Below are 18,205 nucleotides of genomic sequence, written 5' to 3' on the forward strand. Positions count from 1 at the left end.
CGCGAGCTGCGAGCTGCGAGCTGCGAGCTGCGACCGGCTGCTTCTCCTGCGACGGGAACGGCATCCGTACGCCGAGGAACTGACGACGGGTCACCGCAGGGTTTCCCCAGTCATGCGGGCCACGAGCCGGGCCGGACCCGGCCTGCCGCGCGACACCCACACGTCACTCGACGGGGTCGGTGGCGGAGGTCTCCCGGTGCCGCACGGGGCAGCCGCGCAGTCCGGGCACCGGGTGGGTGCCGAGGTCGGCCGCGCGGTAGCCGTGCGGATAGCCCTTGACCTCCCAGTTCTGGCGCGCGAAGTGCGGTGTGCGGCGCGGCGGCAGCAACCTGACCAGCCGGCCGCGCGTCCGCACGGCCCGGCGCACCAGGGCGGAGGTGGCCGCGCCCGGTCGCGGGTAGCGGAACGCGCGCAGCAGCGACTCGTCCAGCAGGGCGAGCGTCGCCGTGCGCACCAACGGCGCCAGCGGGCGGGGATACCAGGACGCCACCAGGTCGAGGGTCGCGTCGGAGACCTCTCGGGACGCCTCGTCCCAGCCGAAGTTCGCTTCTTCGTAGCTGTCGAGAAGGGTTTCGAACTCCTCGTACGTCCGGGGAATGCCGGGGATGCCCATGTGCCGGCCGAGGGTGCGGTAGTACTCGACGGTGGCGGCGATCTCGTGCCCGGACAGCCGCCGCCAGCCGTAGGCGTCGATCCAGCGCCGGGGCATCACGACGAAGGTGCTCAGCACATACCGCATGTCGTCGTCGCTGATGTCGTAGCTGCGGTGCATCTGGTTGATGCGGCGGATCGCGGTCCGCCCCTGCTCGGCGGCGAAGCCGTGCTCCACGATCGTGTCCAGGAGAAGCACGGTGTCGTCGTACCGCTTCTGCGTGCGCTCGGTGAACTCCCCTGTCCGTGCGAGCAGCCGCCCGATGCTCGGCACCGCGTAGGTGCGGTAGAGGGCCAGCTCGAGGGCGCGTGCGTAGTCCCAGGGGAACTCCAGTGCCACACTGATCCGGTAGATCTCGTGCGCGTCCGCCACCGGGTCCAGCCGGCGGATCCGCTCGAGCCGCTCGAACCGCTTTACCACGTCGTCCCCCTTATGCCGCCGGATTCCCAACTCTACGTTGAGAAGCAGCAGATGGGCGATCGACACTGACCCCGTCCGGGGAGAGGGTGGTCCACGTGTTCGACATGATCCGCAGATGCGCCGCCAAGCTCCGCACCGCCGCGCCCGCACGGCCGGCGGGGGCCCGGGAGCGACGTGCGCACAACTTGTTCGAAGCGGCGGCCGTCTATGTCGCGGCCCGCGCGGTGGACGACCAGGACCGGATCGAGGAGGCGGCCTGGGTGTCACCGGAGGCCCTGTCGTTCGGCGTGAGCGAGCTGGCCTGCCGGGCGGTCGTGACGCTGGCCCGCGAGCGCGCCCAGTCGCCCGACGCGGTGGCCCGCGCCCTCCTCGGACTGCCCGCCGCCTGAGCGGACCACCCACGGGGCGAGCGGCAGCTCCCAGGGGTGTCCCGGGTCGTGACAAGCGGCTTCCCGCCGCACTAGGGTGCGCGCCGACGGACGGACCACTGGGGAGGCAGGGATGGCCGGGACGGACGATGAGGCCGTCGCCGCCGCGGACGACGCGCTGTACGTGCTGACCGCGGTGCTGCTCACGCCGGCGCAGTTCCCCGGTGTGCTGGGCGACGACTACCCGGAGGCGTGCGCGGCACTGGGCCTGGCGCCGCGCGCCGACGGATACGGCCTGGTGCTGGGCCAGGACGGCGAGGGCGCTCGCTGGACGGTCGTCATCGATGACGTCTCGCTGGTCGCCGTGGCGATCGCGTCCTGGGACTGCGGCATGGAGTGCGAGCTGTCGCCGGACGAGCGCACGGTCGTCACCGCCCTGCCGGGGTGGCCGCTGGCCGTCGCCGTGGCGGCCCCCGGTGTGCCCGCACCGCACGACCCGCCTCACGAGACGGCGGGCCGGCCACCGCTGAGTCCACCGGACACCACTGTCTGGGGGCCGGCCCAGCGCCGGCTGGGCGCCGACGAGATCGCTCTGCGGTGGTCGGCCTGGCGTGAGCAGATCGACGACACCTCCTTCGCGGCACCGGGCAAAGCGGCGGGGGCTGTCGCCTCGCCGGCGGTCGAGGAACGCCGGGAAGGCGGGAACGGGGCCGCGGCGGGGGGTCACGCGGGGGTACGCCGGGTGCTCGCACAGGCGCGGAGCTACGTCGACGCCCCGCCGCCGCTCGGCCGGGTGCGCTCGTCCTTCGCCCCGGGTGAGGCCCGTATGCTGCGCGCGGACGGGCCCGGGTGGTCGATCGTGGCCCGCACGGACGACATCGCGTTCGTCCTGCTGGACGAGGAACCGGGCGCGGTCGTGCCGGTGGGCCGGGGACCCGAGCTGCCGGGACTGCTGGAGGCGCTCGACAAGCTGGCCGTACGGCCTGCGTGAGCCGGGACGGCCGGAGGGGCACCCGCGCAACCCGGGGCCGTCCTGGCAGGGAGGCACGGCTCCCGCGGCCCTGCCGTCCCGGCCAGGCGCCCTCGCGCATCGTCCTGTGCGGCGCCGCGGCGCCTCAGCGTCCGATCTCCCTGCGGGCGGTCCGGCGCAGCCTGCGCCGCTGCGAGGGGTCCAGCGCCAGATACGCGGCCACCGGGACGCCCACCACGACCAGGAACGCCACCCATCAGGGCAGCCATATCAACAGGATGAGCCCGACCGCCACGCCGCCTGCGGCGATCTTCGCGTGTCCGGACATGAGCGTCGCCTCCTTCGCGGCCACTGCCGCCGTCTGAGGTGAGAACGGCTCGCTGCTCCGCGCGGTTCCGGCACGTCACCCTGATACTTCCCTGAAGCGCGTCCCCTAGTGGGCTGGGCCCGGCGGCCTGCGTGACGCGATCGCCGACCCCGGCCGCCCATCCGGGATGCGCCCTCCCCGTGCGGACCCGCGCCCGCACGGTCGGTCCCGCACGCGTACCGGGCCCGGCGGGGCCCGGTACGCGGACCGCTCAGCTCCGCGCCCCCAGCAGGTGGTCCATGGCCAGCTGGTCGAGCCGTTCGAAGGCCATGCCGCGTGCGGCGGCCGCCTCCACGTCGAAGTCCTCGAAGGATGCCCGGTCCGCGAGCAGGGCCTGCAGGCCGTCGGGCGCCGTCGGCAGGGCCAGCTGGTCCAGCCGCGACGCGCGCAGCGCCTCCTGCACCTCCGGGTCGGCACGGAAGGCGGCCGAGCGCTCCTTCAGGATGAGGTAGTTGCGCATGCAGCCCGCTGCCGACGCCCACACGCCGTCGAGGTCCTCGGTCCGCGGCGGCTTGAAGTCGAAGTGGCGCGGCCCCTCGTAGCCGGCGCTCTCCAGGAGGTCGACGAGCCAGAAGGCGGCTCGCAGGTCACCCGCGCCGAACCGCAGGTCCTGGTCGTACTTGATGCCGGACTGGCCGTTGAGGTCGATGTGGAAGAGCTTGCCCGCCCACAGGGCCTGCGCGATGCCGTGCGGGAAGTTCAGGCCGGCCATCTGCTCGTGACCGACCTCGGGGTTGACGCCGTACAGTTCGGGCCGCTCCAGGCGCTCGATGAAGGCCAGTGCGTGGCCGACGGTGGGCAGCAGGATGTCGCCGCGGGGCTCGTTCGGCTTGGGCTCGATGGCGAAGCGGATGTCGTACCCCTGCGAGGTGACGTACTCGCCGAGGAGGTCGAAGGCCTCCTTCATGCGGTCCAAGGCGGTGCGTACGTCCTTCGCGCCGCCGGACTCGGCGCCCTCGCGGCCGCCCCAGGCGACGTACGTCCGCGCGCCCAGCTCGGCCGCCAGATCGATGTTGCGGATCGTCTTGCGCAGGGCGTAGCGGCGCACGTCACGGTCGTTGGCGGTGAAGGCGCCGTCCTTGAAGACGGGGTGGGTGAAGAGGTTCGTGGTCGCCATGGGGACCGTCATGCCGGTCGCGTCCAGGACCTGCCGGAACCGCTTGACGTGCGACTCGCGCTCGGTGTCCGAGGAGCCGAAGGGGATCAGGTCGTCGTCGTGGAAGGTCACCCCGTACGCCCCGAGCTCGGCCAGCCGCTGCACCGTCTCGACCGGGTCGAGGGCACGGCGGGTGGCGTCGCCGAAGGGGTCCCTCCCCTGCCAGCCGACGGTCCACAGGCCGAAGGTGAACCGGTCCTCGGGGGTGGGCTGGTAGCTCATGCCACGGCTCCTCGCTGCGCTCGACTATTTCGTCATGGCCGTTTACAAATTAGTATGCGGACGCACCTCTGGGAAGAGACAAGATGGCGTGGACCGCCGGGTGTCTTCGACAGCCCACCGGCGCTCCCCAGGTCAACCGCACATCCCGCCGCCCCGCGGGAGAGGGAGAACCCGATGTCAGCAGCCGAGGGTCCGCTCGTCGTCGGCGTGGACACGTCCACGCAGTCCACGAAGGCACTGGTCGTCGACGCGGCCACCGGTCAGGTGGTGGCGAGCGGCCAGGCGCCGCACACCGTGACCTCCGGGGCGGGCCGGGAGAGCGATCCGCGCCAGTGGTGGGAGGCCCTGTGCGCGGCGCTGCACCGGTGCGGCGACGCGGCGCACGAGGCGGCAGCGGTGTCGATCGGCGGCCAGCAGCACGGCCTGGTCACCCTTGACGCGGACGGCGAGCCGGTGCGTCCGGCGCTGCTGTGGAACGACGTCCGCTCCGCGCCGCAGGCCCGCCGTCTGGTGGAGGAACTGGGCGGGCCGAAGGCCTGGGCGGAGCGCACCGGCAGCGTGCCCGGGGCGTCCTTCACGGTCGCCAAGTGGGCGTGGCTGGCCGAGCACGAGCCGGAGGCCGTCCGCGCCACCCGCGCGGTACGGCTCCCCCACGACTACCTGACCGAGCGCCTGACCGCGCAGGGCACGACCGACCGCGGCGACGCCTCGGGCACCGGCTGGTGGGCGTCCCGGTCGGAGGCGTACGACGAGGAGATCCTCGGCCACGTCGGACTGGACCCCGTACTGCTGCCGCGCGTGGCACGACCGGGTGAAGTGGTCGGCACCGTCCGCGAACACCATGATCTGCCGTTCTCCAAGGGCACGCTGGTGGCGCCCGGCACCGGGGACAACGCGGCGGCGGCACTGGGGCTCGGCCTGCGGCCCGGCACCCCGGTCCTGAGCCTCGGCACGTCCGGCACGGTCTACGCCGTCTCCCGGCACCGGCCGGCCGACCCGAGCGGCACGGTGGCGGGTTTCGCCGACGCACGCGGCGACTGGCTGCCGCTGGCGTGCACCCTCAACTGCACACTCGCCGTGGACCGGATCGCGGCCCTGCTGGGCCGTGACCGCGAGGCCGTGGAGCCCGGCGGCTCGGTGACGCTGCTGCCGTACCTGGACGGCGAGCGCACCCCGGACCTGCCGCACGCCTCCGGCGTGTTGCACGGGTTGCGTCATGACACGACCGCCGGTCAACTGCTGCAGGCCGCCTACGACGGCGCGGTGCACGCGCTGCTCGGGGCCCTCGACCTGGTCCTCGACGAGGACGCGGACCGCAGCGCTCCGCTGCTGCTGATCGGCGGCGGGGCGCGGGGGACGGCGTGGCAGCAGACCGTGCGTCGTCTGTCGGGGCGGCCCGTGCAGGTGCCGGAGGCGGGGGAACTGGTCGCCCTGGGCGCGGCGGCGCAGGCGGCGGGGCTGCTGACGGGCGAGGATCCGGCCGCGGTGGCCCGGCGCTGGAACACGGCCTCCGGTCCGGTCCTGGAGGCCGTGGAGCGGGACGGGGCGACGCTGGAACGGATCACCGGGGTACTCTCCGACGCGGCCCCGCTGCTGCAGCGGGGGACGCGGACGCAGTGACCCGGCCGCCGGTGACGGGCCGGACGGCAGACACCGAGGATTGACGGAGGCATGACCGCACCGCTGCACGAGGCCCGCCCGCCGGGTGCGGGGCGCGCGCTGCCGGACACCCAGCAGGGCATACGCCGGCGCAATCTCGCCCGGGTGCTGCACGCCGTCAGCGCCGAGGGTTCGCTGTCGCGGGCGGCGGTGGCCTCACGGATCGGTCTGACCCGGGCCGCGGTGTCGACCCTGGTGGACGACCTGATCCGCTGGGGGCTGGTGGAGGAGCTGGGTCCCGAGCGGCCGGGCCGGGTGGGACGGCCCGGTTCGGCGCTCGCGGTGAGCGGCCGGGGACCGGCCGGCATCGGAGCGGAGATCGGCGTCGACCACCTTGCGGTGTGCGCGGTCGACCTGCGCGGCGAGGTCCGCGTGCGGGCCGTCCGGCACGGCGCGAACCGTGGCCGGGCACCCGAGCCGGTCGTCGAGGAGTTGACGGCACTCGTCCACGGGGTCGTGGCGGAGGCCGAGCGGGCGGGACTCTGGCCCGCCGGACTCGCGGTCGCCGTGCCCGGACTGGTGGCGAGGGACGGCCGGACGGTCGTCCGGGCCCCGAACCTCGGCTGGCACGACACCGACCTCGGCCCCTTGCTGCCCGGCGGATGGCCGGTCACCGTGGACAACGAGGCCAACTTCGGCGCCCTGGCCGAACTGTGGCTCGGCCCCGGCGCCCCCGCTGACTTCCTCCACGTGTCGGCGGAGATCGGCATCGGGGCCGCGGTCGTCGTGGACGGCAGGCTGCTGCGCGGGACCCGGGGGTTCGCGGGCGAGCTGGGGCATGTTCCCGTGCGGCCGGACGGTCCCCCCTGCCCGTGCGGCGGCCGGGGATGCCTGGAGCAGTACGCGGGCGAGGAGGCGGTGCTGCGGGCCGCCGGGCTGGAACCGGGCGAGGATCTGGTGGGTCTGCTCGCGGTGCGCGCCGATCAGGGGGACGCTGCGGTACGGGCCGCCCTGCGCGACGCCGGTGCAGCGCTCGGCATAGCCCTGACCGGGGCGGTGAACCTGCTCGACCCCGAGACCGTGGTCCTGGGCGGGGCCCTGGCCGGGCTCTCGCCCTGGCTGCTGCCGTCGCTGGAGAAGGAGCTGAGGGGCAGGACCGCGGGGCCCGGCTGCCCGGTGACGGTGTCCCGGCTCGGCCCGGAGGGCCCGCTGCTGGGCGCCGCGCACTCGGTCATCCGGGCGGTGCTGGACGACCCGGCGACGGTGGGGGAACGTTCCTGACGCCGGCCACCGCCTTACGGGGATGATGATGATGATGTCCGGAGGCCGGCGGCGGACTGGCTGCCGCACGCCCGAGGGTGTGTCCCGCCGTGACGGGCGGACGCCGCCGGCGGTGTGAACGAACCGACGCCATCCGATCGGGTGATCGAGTTGTCCACATGCCAGGGGTTGTCCACGGAACCGTGGCGCACTCTTCTGCCGAGCCGGTCCGCGCCGTACCTTGAATTTCACGCGCGGCGCAGCCGACGGCCCGTCACTTCCGGCCGGCAGCTGGCGCGATCCGCGATGAGGAGAAGACACCACTGGCAGCGGGCGACGGCGGACCGACAGGATCGGGGGACGCATGCGCGGGGAGACGACCGAGGCGCTGCGGCGCGACGCCATCGGGCTGCGCGAGGTCCTGTTCCAGAGCATCACGGCCATGGCACCGGCCGCCGCGGTGGCCGCGTCGATCCCGTCCGGGGCCGCCTTCTCGGGCGGCAGTCTGCCGCTGGCGGTGCTGATCGCTCTGGTGGCGTGCCTGTTCACCGCCTCGTGCGTGGCCGAACTGGCGCGGGAGCTGCCGTCGGCCGGCTCGGTGGCGACGTATGCGGCGCGCGGCCTGCATCCGGCCGTGGGTTTCCTGGTCGGCTGGGCGTACGTCTTCGTGGAGATGCTGGTGCCGCCGCTGCTGCTGTTGCAGCTGGGCTTCACGGCGGCGGGCACGCTCCACGCGGAGTGGTCCCGGTATCCGGCGGACCTGTGGTGGCCGTGGCCGCTGGCAGGAGCCGCGGTGATCGCCGTCGCCGGCTGTCTCGGCGTCCGGGCGTCGGCCCGGTTCGGCACCGCGCTCGGCGTGTTCGAGATCCTCGTCTTCCTGGTCTTCGCACTCCTGCTCATCGGGAAGGCGGGCAGCGCCAACACCCTGTCGGTGTTCGGTACGTCCCACACCGCCGACGGGTACTCCGGGGCCGCCGGCGTGTTCGCCGGGTCCGTGTACACGGTGCTGGCGTTCGCCGGGTTCGAGGCGGCGGCGCCGCTCGCGGAGGAGACCCGGGACCCCCGGCGCACGATGCACCGCGCGGTCCTCGGAGCGGCCCTGGGCATCGGTCTGTTCTACGTGCTGACGACCTATGCGATGACGGTCTACTTCGGTCCCGACCGCTTCGCCCGGTTCGGTGCCTCGGGCGAGGCGTCCTGGGAGGGGATCGCGCGGGCCTCGTTCGGCCTCTTCTGGGTGCTGGTGTTCCTCGCGGTGGTCAACTCCGCGATCGCTAACGCCAACGCATGCGCGAACGTGTCGACCCGCACCGCCTTCGCCCTGGCCCGCGTTCGCGTCCTTCCCCGTTTCCTCGCCACCCTCCATCCCCGGTACCGGTCCCCCGTGGCGGGCGTCGCCGTGCAGACCGCCGTGGCGGTCGGGGCGGTGCTGGGGCTCGGTCTCGGCTACGGTCCCGTGACCGCGTTCGTGCTCCTCGCCACGGTGATCGTCACGGTCGTCGTCGGCGTCTACATGATCGTGAACCTCTCCTGCGCCGGGCATTTCCTGCGAGCCGGCCGAGCTTCCCTCAAGCCGCTACGGCACCTGATGTTCCCCGTGCTGGGGATCGCCGCGTTCGTCCCGGCGCTGCTGACGGCCGCCGGCCTGCCGGTGTTCTCGTTCGTGACCGAACTGACGGCTCCGGTGTCCTACGCCGGTCCGGTCGTCGGCGTGTGGATGGCGCTGGGCGTGATCGTGCTGCTGGTCCTGATACGGCGTCACCCGGACCGGATAGCCGAGACCGCGCGGGTTCACCTCGACGAGCACGACCCGGCTTCCCCGCACACGGACGGCGCCGTCCCCCGCTGACGGCCCCGCCCTCCTGTGGACCTCAGCGCCGAGCCGGCCCAGGCCCCCGAAACCGCCCGGATGACGAGCGGCGCGGCACCGGCCGCCGGGCCCGTACCCCACGACCGCCCCTCCTGAAGGGAGCCATCCCACGATGACCGATCCCCGGATCTTCACGGTACGACCGGAACCGGACCAGTACGCCTGGACGTTCGGCGGAGCGGCGCCCCTCGCGCGGATCGCGCCCGGCACGGTGCTGGACCTGTTCACGGAGGACTGCTTCGCCGGGCGGGTCCGCTCGGAGAAGGACCTCGTGTCCGAAGTGTGCACGTTTCCCTTCCTCAATCCGCAGACCGGCCCCTTCTACGTCGAGGGGGCGGAGCCCGGCGACACCGTGGCCGTGCACTTCGTCTCGGTCGAACCGGCCCGCGACTGGGCGGCGTCGACCACCGTCCCCCTGTTCGGCGCGCTCACCTCCACGCACACCACCGCCACGCTGCAGCCTCCGCTGGCGGAACGGGTGTGGATCTGGCAGCTGGACCGTGCACGGCGCACCGCCCTGTTCCGGGCCCACGACAGCGACCTCGAGCTGGAGCTGCCCCTGGACCCCATGCACGGCACGGTGGGTGTGGCCCCGGCGAACCTGGAGGTGCGTTCCGCACTGGTCCCGGACGCCCACGGCGGGAACATGGACACGCCGGAGATGCGGGCCGGGGTCACCTGCTACCTGGGGGTCAACGTCGAGGGCGCTCTGCTGAGCCTCGGCGACGGACACGCCCGGCAGGGCGAGGGCGAGACCTGTGGCGTGGCCGTGGAATGCGCGATGAACACGGTGGTGGTCGTGGACCTCCTCAAGGACGTCGCCACACCGTGGCCCCGGCTGGAGTCCGACACGCACATCGTCTCGACCGGCTCGGCCCGCCCGCTGGAGGACGCGTTCCGGATATCCCAGCTCGACCTGGTGCAGTGGCTGGTGCGCGACTACGGCTTCAGCGAGCTGGACGCGTACCAATTCACGACCCAGGCGGTCGAGTCGCCGTTGGCGAACGTGTGCGACACGAACTACACGTGCGTGGCCAAGCTCCGCAAGGAGTGGCTGCCGGCGCGGGAGACGTACCGCGGCCTGCACGCACGGCTCAGGGAGACCGCGCGGGCCCTGCGCCCCTGACGTCTCCCCCCACCCCCCGGACTCCCGAAAGGCATCCCCCGATGGACATGGACCGAGCCCAGCCACGGCTCAGCCGGCGACGGCTGCTGAAGGGCGCGGCACTCGCCGCCGTCCCCTGCGCGCTGCTCCCCGCCCCCTCCGCAGGCGCACAGGTCGCGACCGCCGACTACCCGCCCGCCGAATGGCAGCCCGCGAGCACCTCCAACTACACACCGTCCGACCGCCCGCACGCCTACACCATCGACCGTGTGATCATCCACATCACACAGGAGACGTACGACGACACGCTTGCGATCTTCGCCGATCCGCAGAGGCAGGTCTCCGCGCACTACGTGATCCGTTCGCTGGACGGGCACGTCGCACAGTGCGTGCACGAAGCCGACGTGGCCTGGCACGCGGGCAACTGGGGGTACAACACGCGCAGCATCGGCATCGAGCACGAGGGCTGGGTGGACCAGCCCGCCTACCTCACCCATGCGCTCTACGAGCAGTCGGCGAGACTCACGGCGGCCATCTGCGCCAAGTACGGCATCCCCCGCGACAGAGAGCACATCATCGGCCACTACCAGGTGCCCGGCACCGATCACAGCGACCCGGGCCCCTACTGGGACTGGGTGCGGTACATCAGAATGGTCAACTTCGCCTAGCCGGACTCGTCGCCCGTCGTCACACCCGTCGTCACACCCGTTGTCCGCGCGTCCGCCCGGGGCGACGATGGGACCGGCCGACGTACCGCCGCGCCCGACGCGTCACCGCCGTGCCGCCGTGCCGCCGTCCGGAGCGATCCCCGCCCTTGTCCATGCCGTTTCCGTCCGGGAGGCCGAGTTGACCGATCCGTGGGTGGCCCTGCAGCCGGGGGCCGACCCTGCCGAACGCGTCCGGGTGCTGCGCAGGGCGCACGAGATGTTCACCACGGCGGGCACGGTGCCGCGCCCGGTGCGGTCCGTGGTGGCGGAATCGTGGCGGCGCAGCGCACGGGCCGGGGTCGGCCCGGACGGAACGGCCAGCGTGGAGCTGGCCGACGACGACCTCGGCGCCTACCGCGCCGACCATCCGCTGGCCCGGGTGATGCCCCTGTTCCGTGAGCTGATGGGCACCTTCGCGTCCGACGGCGAGCACCTGCTCGCGGTGTGCGACGCGCACGGCAGACTGCTGTGGGTGGAGGGGCATCCGGCGACGCGGCGCCGGGCGGACCGGATGAACTTCGTGCCGGGGGCGCGCTGGTCGGAGTGCGCGGTCGGCACCAATGCGCCGGGGACGGCCGTCGCCGTGGACCGTCCGGTGCAGGTGTTCGCCGCGGAGCACTTCATACGGCGGGTGCAGCCCTGGACGTGCGCGGCCGCCCCGGTGCACGATCCCCGTACCGGACGGGTCCTGGGCGCCGTCGACATCACCGGAGGGGACGGGCTCGCCCATCCGCACAGCCTCGGCTTCGTGCAGGCGGTGGCCCGGGCGGCGGAGGCACAGCTCGCGCTGCTCGGCACGCCGTCTCCCGGCGAGGCACCGCTGCTGAGCGCACTCGGCCGGGACGAGGCCGAACTCGTCCTGGACGCCCGGCGCATCAGGCTCAGCCGCCGTCACAGCGAGATCCTCGTGCTGTTGTCCCGGCATCCCGAGGGGCTGAGCGGTGACGAGCTGCTGTGCGCGCTGTACGAGGACGGGTCGGTGACCCCGGTGACGCTGCGGGCCGAACTGGCACGGCTGAGGAGGCTGCTGGGGCCCGGTCTGCTGGCCTCGCGGCCGTACCGGCTGACGACCGCGGTGGAGTCGGACGTCACCGCGGTCGAGCGGCGGCTGGAGGCCGGTGCGCTCACCGTGGCGGCGGAGGCGTACACCGGCCCGCTGCTGCCCGGTTCGCAGGCCCCGGCGATCGTCCGGCTGCGGGAGCGGCTCGCCGGTGGACTGCGTACGGCGCTGATCGCGCAGCGCGATCCTGACCTGCTGGCGGACTGGGCCCACGCGCCGTGGGGGGAGGAGGACGTCGAGGTGTGGCGGGCGCTCGCCGCGGTGCGTCCCACGGCCCCGGTCCGCGCACGGCTGGCCGCGCTGGAGGCCGAGCTGACGGCGCCGGCCGGCCGGGCGGGGAGGTGGGCGCGCGGCGCAACGTACTTGCAACGTCCGCCTGCCTAGCCTCGCGACGAGAGCTGCCCAGCGGCGGGCAGCGCTGCACCGGGAGGCACACAGCATGACTCGTTACGCGGCGCCGGGCACGGAAGGCGCGATCGTCTCCTACCAGGCACGCTACGACCACTTCATCGGCGGCGCCTACGTGCCGCCGGTCCGCGGGCAGTACTTCGAGAATCCGTCTCCGGTCAACGGGCAGCCGTTCACCGAGATCGCGCGCGGTACCGCGGAGGACGTCGAGCGGGCGCTGGACGCGGCGCACGACGCGGCACCCGGCTGGGGCCGTACGCCGGCGGCGGAGCGCTCCGACGTCCTGCTGAAGATCGCCGACCGCATGGAGGCCTGCCTGGAGCCCCTGGCGGTGGCCGAGAGCTGGGAGAACGGCAAGCCGGTGCGGGAGACGCTGGCCGCCGACATCCCGCTCGCGATCGACCACTTCCGCTACTTCGCGGGGGCGATCCGGGCACAGGAGGGGTCCTTGGGCGAGATCGACGACGACACGGTGGCGTACCACTTCCATGAGCCGCTCGGGGTCGTCGCGCAGATCATCCCGTGGAACTTCCCGATCCTGATGGCGGCCTGGAAGCTGGCGCCGGCGCTGGCCGCGGGGAACGCAGTGGTCCTCAAGCCGGCCGAGCAGACCCCGGCCTCCATCCACTACTGGCTGAGTCTGGTCGCGGACCTCCTCCCGCCGGGCGTGCTGAACATCGTCAACGGCTTCGGCGTGGAGGCGGGCAAGCCGCTGGCGTCGAGCCCGAGGGTCGTGAAGATCGCGTTCACCGGGGAGACGACGACGGGGCGGCTGATCATGCAGTACGCCTCCGAGAACATCAAGCCGGTCACCCTCGAACTCGGCGGTAAATCGCCGAACATCTTCTTCGACGACGTGTGGGCGCACGACGACGACTTCCGGGACAAGGCGCTCGAGGGCTTCACGATGTTCGCGCTGAACCAGGGGGAGGTGTGCACCTGCCCGTCCCGGGCGCTGGTCCAGCGCGGCCACTACGCCGAGTTCCTGGAGGCGGCGGTCGAGCGCACCCGGCTGATCAGGACCGGTCACCCGCTCGACACCGAGACGATGATCGGCGCCCAGGCATCCAACGACCAGTTGGAGAAGATCCTCTCCTACCTGGACATCGGCCGCCAGGAGGGGGCCAAGGTCCTCACCGGCGGTGAGCGCATCGAGCACGAGGGCGAACTGAAGGGCGGGTACTACGTCCAGCCGACCATCTTCGAGGGCGACAACCGCATGCGGATCTTCCAGGAGGAGATCTTCGGCCCGGTCGTGTCGGTGACCTCCTTCGACGGCTTCGACGACGCGATTTCCGTGGCGAACGACACGCTGTACGGGCTGGGCGCGGGTGTGTGGACCCGGGATGCCAACACCGCCTACCGGGCCGGGCGCGCCATTCAGGCGGGCCGGGTGTGGACCAACTGCTACCACGCCTACCCCGCGCACGCGGCGTTCGGCGGCTACAAGCAGTCCGGGATCGGCCGCGAGACGCACAAGATGATGCTGGAGCACTACCAGCAGACGAAGAACCTCCTGGTGTCGTACTCGCCGAAGAAGCTCGGCTTCTTCTAGCCTCTAGCCTCGCGCTTTCACGAAGCGGGCTGTCCGCAGGTGGCCAGGAATGCAGAAAGTGCCTCTGACCAGCGGAGACAGCGGATTGCAACTGGAGTGCCAGGCATTCTCGTTCGGATCAGTCGGTTGTCGGTCCGGGTGTGCCGTCGACTGATGCGCAGTGGGCGCGGATCGAGGCGTCGCTCCCGGACCGGACGCCGAAGCGGGGTGGCCCTTGGCGGGACCATCGTGAGGTGATCGACGCGATCGCCTGCGCGTTCAAGGACCGGCACGCAGCGGGCGCACCTGCCGGAGGGGCACGCCAACTGGCGGGGCGTCCGCAACCGGCTGCGGCTGTGGGCCGTCGACGGCACCTGGGAGCGGGTCTTCACCGCCCTGGGGGCCCAGGCCGACGCGGACGAGGGCCTCGCCTGGGCCGTGTCGGCGGACTCCACCATCGTGCCGGCCCACCAGCACGCGGCAGAGGCACATCACCAGGCCGCGTCCTCGCCTTCCGGTACCGGGACGGTCCTGGCCGCCGGCTCACGGCAGGTCCCCCTGCTTGCCACCCACTCCTGTAACCCAACTCCGTTGGATTCATTGACATTTGACTCAGCAGACGTACCGTTGGGAGCGCTCCCATGACAGCCTTGCGACTGGAAGGAGTTCCCCCCACATGCGCACACAGAGTCCATCGACCGGGCGTTCAAGGTCGCCCCTCCGCCGGCCTCTCCAGACGCTCGTCATGCTGTTCGCCGTGGTTGTCGGCGCACTGACCTGGGCGGCCCCTGCCCAGGCCCACGGCACCGTCGTCGACCCCGCCTCCCGCGCGTACCGGTGCTGGAAGACGTGGGGCAGCAACCACACGAACCCGGCCATGCAGACGGAAGACCCCATGTGTTGGCAGGCCTTCCAGGCCAACCCCGACACCATGTGGAACTGGATGAGCGCGCTCCGCGACGGCCTCGGTGGCCAGTTCCAGGCGCGGACACCCGACGGGACGCTCTGCAGCAACAACCTCTCGAGGAACGCCAGCCTGGACAAGCCCGGGCCGTGGAAGACCACCACCGTCGGCAACAACTTCTCGGTCCACCTGTACGACCAGGCGTCCCACGGTGCCGACTACTTCAAGGTCTACGTGAGCAAGCAGGGCTTCGACCCCAAGACCCAGACCCTGGGCTGGGGCAACCTCGACTTCATCACGCAGACCGGCCGCTACGCCCCGGCGCAGGACATCACGTTCCCCGTTCAGACCTCCGGCTACACCGGACACCACATCCTGTTCGTGATCTGGCAGGCCTCGCACCTTGACCAGGCCTACATGTGGTGCAGCGACGTGAACTTCGGCTGAGCCGGGGGCGCCGCACGCGGCACCGGCCTCTGCCAGGCGCCGGTGACCCGCGGCTCGGCCGACCGGGCTCCGTCGGGGCAGGGGACCCATGTGGTCACCCTGCCCCGACGGGGCACCTGACCAGGCTGACGCCCGGCAGGTGCCCTCTTCCCGGGTGCGGCCGGCCGTGAGTCGAGACGCGACCCTGCTCCCGATGAGGCGCCGACCCGGAGGAATCCGCGCTCGCCCACCCGCCTCCGGGGAAGTTCACCGCGCACACGCCTGGCCTGCCCTCGCCGGTGCGACAGCTCACTGAGGGCATGGAATTCACGCAGGCGCAACCCGCGGACGGCCATAAAACTGTGGACCTCGCACATTCACCAGGGGGCACAAAAACCGTTCGGCCGCAACAGAAGTGGCGAGAAATTTTCAGCTTGACAGCCTTGCACGGCGTGCTTATGGTCCAGTCGCTCAGGTTCCCGCCGATCGACATCCAAAGGATTTCATGACCGCGCCTCCGACGTTGCCGAATTCGAGGCGTGATTCCCATTGCGGGATCGCAGCCGACCCGCATGGGGAGGGGCCGGTAAGGGCGGCCACTGACGCGCAGGACAACGGGCAGAAATGCGGCGGTGGCCGGGGTGACAGTCAAGCCACGTACCTCCTCGACCGCCATATGTTCGCCCTGTGGACCTGGTCCTGTCGGACGGTGGGAGCCGCCCCGCCCGTCGGTGACGTCCAGAAGGTTGCCTTGGTCGTCCCGACGCCGGACCTTTCCGCGTTCGAGGTGGCCGACGTCGACTGCGCGCTGATCGAGCCGGACGAGCTCGCCGGCGCGCTCCTCGACTCGCCCGGTCGGTCGGTCGATGCCTGGCGGACGCGCATCGCGGGCGGCGATTCGGCCCTGCCCGTCGCCGGGCACGCCGTCCCCGATGCCACGGGTGTCGCCGTGACATCGGCGGAGCATGCCGTGGCCGTCTTCCGTCACACCACTGCGGTGGCGGCCGAACTGCGCACCGCACTGGCCGCCGAGCTGCGGCCGTATCAGGTTCGCGGTGTGAGCTGGCTGCGCGAGGCCGTCGGCGCGCACGGCGGCGCGGTGCTCGCCGACGAGATGGGGCTCGGCAAGACGCTGCAGGCGATCGGCTGTCTCGTCGGGCGCGCCGATGAGGGGCCACAGGTGGTGGTGTGTCCCACGTCGCTGGTCGGGAACTGGGCACACGAGATCGCGCGGTTCGCACCTGGTCTGCGGACGATGATCTGGCGTGGCGGGCCGCTGGAGGCGATCGACAGCAAGACGGTGGTGCTCACCGGCTATCCGACGCTGCGCATGCACAGCACTGTCCCGATGGAGCAGCAGTGGGCCACTGCGGTTTTCGACGAGGCGCAGGTCCTGAAGAACCCCCGCACACAAGTGTCGAAGGCCGCGCGAGCCATCGCGGCCGACGCGAGGATCGCGTTGACCGGAACGCCCGTCGAGAATCACCTCGACGAACTCTGGGCACTGCTCTATCTGGTGGCACCACAGTTGTTCGGGCACAAGGCGCAGTTCCGTCGTCGCTTCGTCCGGCCGATCGCGGACGGTTCCCTCGCCGCCGCCACCCGACTGCGCGCGGCGATCGAGCCAGTCGTGTTGATGCGCAAGAAGTCCCAGGTCGCAGGATCACTGCCGCCCAAGATCCACGCCGATCTGATCTGCGACCTCACCGTGGAACAGCAGCAGCTGTACGACCGCGTGCTGGAGCAGGCGATCGACGACGGCTTCGGCAGCGGCGCACAGCGCCAGGCCCGGGTGCTGGCGGCTTTGACCGCACTCAAGCAGGTCTGCAACCACCCGAGCCTGGTCACCGACGACTGCGACGGGCTGTCGGGGAGGTCGGGCAAGCTCGACCTGTGCACCGACATCGTGGCGAACAACCTCGAAACCGATTCGCCGACATTGATCTTCACCCAATACCGGAAGACCGGTGAGCTGCTGGTGCGGCACTTCGGCGAGCAGTTCCGAGTGTCCGTCCCGTTCTTCCACGGCGGTCTCGATCAGAAAGAGCGGGCCGACATCGTGCGCCGCTTCCAGAACGACGGTGGTCCGAAAGTGCTGGTGCTCAGCCTGAAAGCCGGGGGCACCGGGCTCACTCTCACCCGCGCGGCCGACGTCATTCATTTCGACCGGTGGTGGAATCCGGCCGTGGAAGCGCAGGCCTCCGATCGAGTCCACCGGATCGGCCAGACCCGCACCGTGACCGTCACCACCCTGACCACCAGTACCACCGTCGAGGAGCACATCGCGGCCATGCATGCCCGCAAATCCGCACTGTCCGAAATCGCCGATGCGTCCGGTGTCGCCGAGTTGGCGCGATGGGATGACGACCGCCTCATTGCGACCCTGCGCCGGAAGCGAGTGCGTTGACATGGCGGACGGCGATTTCGGGTGCACGGCGTGGGGGCGGGACTGGGTGCGGCTCGCGCAGCCGTTACGCCAGACCCGACCCAACCCGCTGTTGCCGCGCGCCCGCAAGCTGGCGCGCCTGGGTGAAGTGCAGGTCACGATCGACGGCCGTGTCGTGCGCGGCGTCGTCCGGCGTGGCCGCAGCACATACGTGGCCTGCATCGAGGTGGCGTCGATGTCCACGGAGACGATCGCGTCGATCACCGGCCGGCTGTACGGTGCCCGGCCCCTGCTCACCGATGAGGTGCACCGCGCGATCACCGAGGCGGGCCACCCGCCCGCACCGGTGCTCGCAGGCGTCGACTGCTCCTGCCCGGACGGCACGGGGCGTTGTGTCCACGTGCTGGCCGTCTGCTACGAGATGGCACGACATGTCGATGACGACCCTCGGCTCGCGCTCGCCGTCCAGGACTTCTTCCGCGTCTCTTCCGGTGGCACTTCAGTGTCCGCCGGGGCATCACCGCAGCGGTGGACCGCACTCAACGCCCTCGATCCCGCCCGCTACTTCGCGGTGCCGAAGTAGCCGGACCCGCACGGCCCATACCGACGGCTGGTGTACGGCTCGGCTGCCGGTCGCGAGCGGTGCACCAGCGGACACCCCAGCGGCCAGCTCGTCCATGTCGCGAGCGGAGCGCAGGCAGGCTCCGGCCGTGACGGTGATCGCGGCCGTGCCGTACCCCCACTTCCTGGAAGCGGAAGCCCGGCCCGAGGCCTCGGCCGGGGCAGCGGAC

14 protein-coding genes and 1 pseudogene are annotated in these 18,205 nt (G+C 71.9%); 12 read left to right on the forward strand and 3 right to left on the reverse strand.

From position 1 onward, the window contains the following. Positions 1–163: 163 nt before the first annotated feature. Entirely contained in the window at positions 164–1,072 is a 909-nt protein-coding gene (locus ABZ261_RS09120; protein ID WP_356856912.1) for an oxygenase MpaB family protein, read from the reverse strand. A 104-nt stretch (positions 1,073–1,176) separates the two neighbouring features. Between ABZ261_RS09120 and ABZ261_RS09125 the strand changes: the two genes are divergently transcribed. Beyond that, on the forward strand, positions 1,177–1,461 hold the full coding sequence (locus tag ABZ261_RS09125; protein ID WP_356857238.1) for a hypothetical protein: 285 nt from the start codon (positions 1,177–1,179) through the stop codon (positions 1,459–1,461). Between the two features lie 112 nt (positions 1,462–1,573). After that, complete coding sequence (locus ABZ261_RS09130) at positions 1,574–2,431, forward strand: hypothetical protein (RefSeq protein WP_356856914.1); 858 nt, start codon at positions 1,574–1,576, stop codon at positions 2,429–2,431. A 124-nt stretch (positions 2,432–2,555) separates the two neighbouring features. Here the strand turns inward: ABZ261_RS09130 and ABZ261_RS09135 are convergent. Both ABZ261_RS09135 and xylA read right to left on the reverse strand, forming a co-directional pair. Then, positions 2,556–2,738 (reverse strand): annotated as a pseudogene (locus ABZ261_RS09135) (hypothetical protein). A gap of 250 nt (positions 2,739–2,988) precedes the next feature. Continuing rightward, positions 2,989–4,155: a xylose isomerase gene (gene xylA, locus ABZ261_RS09140; RefSeq protein WP_356856916.1), complete on the reverse strand. Its 1,167-nt coding sequence runs from the start codon at positions 4,153–4,155 to the stop codon at positions 2,989–2,991. A gap of 174 nt (positions 4,156–4,329) precedes the next feature. On the opposite strand from xylA, the gene xylB reads away from it, so the two are divergent. The 10 genes from xylB to ABZ261_RS09190 all read left to right on the forward strand — a co-directional run bounded on the left by xylB (position 4,330) and on the right by ABZ261_RS09190 (position 17,997). After that, complete coding sequence (gene xylB / locus ABZ261_RS09145; RefSeq protein WP_356856918.1) at positions 4,330–5,775, forward strand: xylulokinase; 1,446 nt, start codon at positions 4,330–4,332, stop codon at positions 5,773–5,775. A gap of 51 nt (positions 5,776–5,826) precedes the next feature. Continuing rightward, entirely contained in the window at positions 5,827–7,035 is a 1,209-nt protein-coding gene (locus ABZ261_RS09150) for an ROK family transcriptional regulator (protein ID WP_356856920.1), read from the forward strand. 343 nt (positions 7,036–7,378) lie between these two features. Further along, positions 7,379–8,863 carry an APC family permease gene (locus ABZ261_RS09155; RefSeq protein ID WP_356856922.1) on the forward strand — a complete coding sequence of 495 codons (1,485 nt, stop codon included), beginning with the start codon at positions 7,379–7,381 and terminating at the stop codon, positions 8,861–8,863. Positions 8,864–8,996: 133 nt separating this feature from the next. After that, positions 8,997–10,010 carry an acetamidase/formamidase family protein gene (locus tag ABZ261_RS09160; RefSeq protein ID WP_356856924.1) on the forward strand — a complete coding sequence of 338 codons (1,014 nt, stop codon included), beginning with the start codon at positions 8,997–8,999 and terminating at the stop codon, positions 10,008–10,010. A gap of 47 nt (positions 10,011–10,057) precedes the next feature. Beyond that, positions 10,058–10,657: an N-acetylmuramoyl-L-alanine amidase gene (locus ABZ261_RS09165; protein WP_356857240.1), complete on the forward strand. Its 600-nt coding sequence runs from the start codon at positions 10,058–10,060 to the stop codon at positions 10,655–10,657. A 178-nt stretch (positions 10,658–10,835) separates the two neighbouring features. After that, the gene (locus ABZ261_RS09170; RefSeq protein ID WP_356856926.1) at positions 10,836–12,140 is read left to right on the forward strand and encodes a GAF domain-containing protein; all 1,305 of its coding nucleotides are present in this window, start codon (positions 10,836–10,838) and stop codon (positions 12,138–12,140) included. A 55-nt stretch (positions 12,141–12,195) separates the two neighbouring features. Beyond that, a complete protein-coding gene (locus tag ABZ261_RS09175) occupies positions 12,196–13,719 on the forward strand; it encodes an aldehyde dehydrogenase family protein (protein ID WP_356856928.1) in 1,524 nt (507 codons plus the stop codon). Between the two features lie 724 nt (positions 13,720–14,443). Next, positions 14,444–15,049, forward strand: a complete 606-nt coding sequence (locus ABZ261_RS09180) for a lytic polysaccharide monooxygenase (RefSeq protein ID WP_356856930.1) — start codon at positions 14,444–14,446, stop codon at positions 15,047–15,049. Between the two features lie 730 nt (positions 15,050–15,779). After that, positions 15,780–17,435, forward strand: a complete 1,656-nt coding sequence (locus tag ABZ261_RS09185) for a DEAD/DEAH box helicase (protein WP_356856932.1) — start codon at positions 15,780–15,782, stop codon at positions 17,433–17,435. Between the two features lies 1 nt (position 17,436). Next, positions 17,437–17,997 carry a hypothetical protein gene (locus ABZ261_RS09190; RefSeq protein WP_356856934.1) on the forward strand — a complete coding sequence of 187 codons (561 nt, stop codon included), beginning with the start codon at positions 17,437–17,439 and terminating at the stop codon, positions 17,995–17,997. The last annotated feature ends 208 nt before the right edge of the window (positions 17,998–18,205 follow it).

Origin of the sequence: Streptomyces sp. NPDC006193 (assembly GCF_040613915.1) — a bacterium.
Lineage (GTDB): Bacteria > Actinomycetota > Actinomycetes > Streptomycetales > Streptomycetaceae > Streptomyces.